Origin of the sequence: Mycobacterium sp. (assembly GCF_049280035.1) — a bacterium.
In the GTDB taxonomy this organism is placed as follows: Bacteria; Actinomycetota; Actinomycetes; order Mycobacteriales; family Mycobacteriaceae; genus Mycobacterium.
Genome location: NZ_JBAPPI010000004.1, coordinates 1 through 1,520, shown reverse-complemented (window position 1 = coordinate 1,520; position 1,520 = coordinate 1). Strand labels below are relative to the sequence as shown.

The 1,520-nt window shown below is 64.8% G+C and carries 1 protein-coding gene; it reads right to left on the bottom strand.

Annotation, left to right across the window (positions count from 1 at the left end):
- Positions 1 to 1,385: AMP-binding protein (locus WAN71_RS00075; RefSeq protein ID WP_422223375.1), on the bottom strand; the 1,385-nt coding region annotated here is incomplete at its 3' end.
- Positions 1,386 to 1,520 lie beyond the last annotated feature (135 nt).

Below are 1,520 nucleotides of genomic sequence, written 5' to 3'. Positions count from 1 at the left end.
TTGATGATCAGCTCCTTCTTCCGGTCGACGATCCACAGATAACCGTCGGCGTCGACGTCCAGGACGTCGCCGGTGTGCAGCCAGCCGTCGGGGTCGATCGCCTCGGCGGTCTTCGCCGGCTCGCCGCGATAGCCCTTCATCACCAGGGGTCCACGCACCAAATATTCGCCGTCCTCGGCGATCTTGCCCTCCAGCCCGGGCAGCAGCTTGCCCACGCTGCCCAGTCGCGCGTCGGCTGGATGACTCACGCTGGCAACGCAGCTCAGCTCGGACATGCCCCACACCTCGGCGATCGGGATGCCGATGCCGGCGAAAAAGGCCAGCGTTTCGTTGGGAATCGGGGCCGCACCTGACACCGCCCACCGCAGCTGGTCCAGCCCTAACTTGGCACGCAGCTGGGACAGCACCAGCTCGTCGGCCTTCTCCCATTCGGCGGCTGCTTCATCTGAAAGTGGCTCGCCGGAAACCAGTGCCGCGGCACGATTCCCGGCAACCGACATAGCCCATTGCAGAGCCTGGCGCTTGGCCTCGTCCTGCTCGTGGGTGACGGCGAATTCGATTGCCGCTTTGAGCTTTTCCCAGACCCTGGGCACGGCGCCCCAGATGGTCGGGCGCGCGTCGGCCAGCGCCGTCGCAATCGCGCGAGCATCCGAGACCACCGTGACTTGGGCTCCGAACACCTCTTGGTTGTACAACGCCATCGTGCGATCGGCGATGTGCGCCGTCGGCAAAAAAGAGGTGGCCCGATCACCGAACTGAACGCCCAGAACGGCTTCGAGGGCCTGGGCCTCGAACAGCAGGTGGGCGTGCGTCATCTCCACCCCTTTGGGATTTCCCGTCGTCCCGGAGGTGTAGATGAGGGTGACCACATCGTCGGGCTGCACCGCCCGCCAGGTCGAATCGAAATCAAAGTCGTCTTTACCGGCGGCGTAGAGATCATCCAGAGAGAGCGTGCCTTCGGGGGAACCGTCGATGCAGATGATGTGCTCCAGCTCCGCGCCACTGGCCCGGATCCGATCGACGTATTGCTCCTCGCAGATCACCACTTTGGTGCCGGCATTGTCGAAAACGTAGGTCAGTTGTTCGGCAGGCAGCGTGTTGTACACCGAGAACGAGGTGGCGCCGAGGTGCTGCGCACCCACTTCCAGCGGGTAGAACTCGATGCGGTTGGCCATCATCAGCGAAACCGTGTCGCCTCGGCGGATCCCGAGGCCGGCCAGGCCGGCCGCGACCCGGCGCACGTCGGCCGCGTACTCCCGCCAGGTCATTGTCTGAGTGTCGCCAGGGGTACGGAGCGCGACGGCGTCCGGGTCGATCGCGGCGTTGCGCTGGAATGCCTCGCAGAGCGTGGTCGGTGGCTCGGAGGTAGTTTTCGAATCGATCACGCAACCGAGGCTAGTCCCGGAGTACGTTGCCGGTATGAGAATTGCGATCACCGAGTTGACACCCGTCGAGCGGACCGCGTTCGTGACCCAGTACGCCCGCGCACTCGACAGCCGTTGGCCCAGGCCGATACTCGG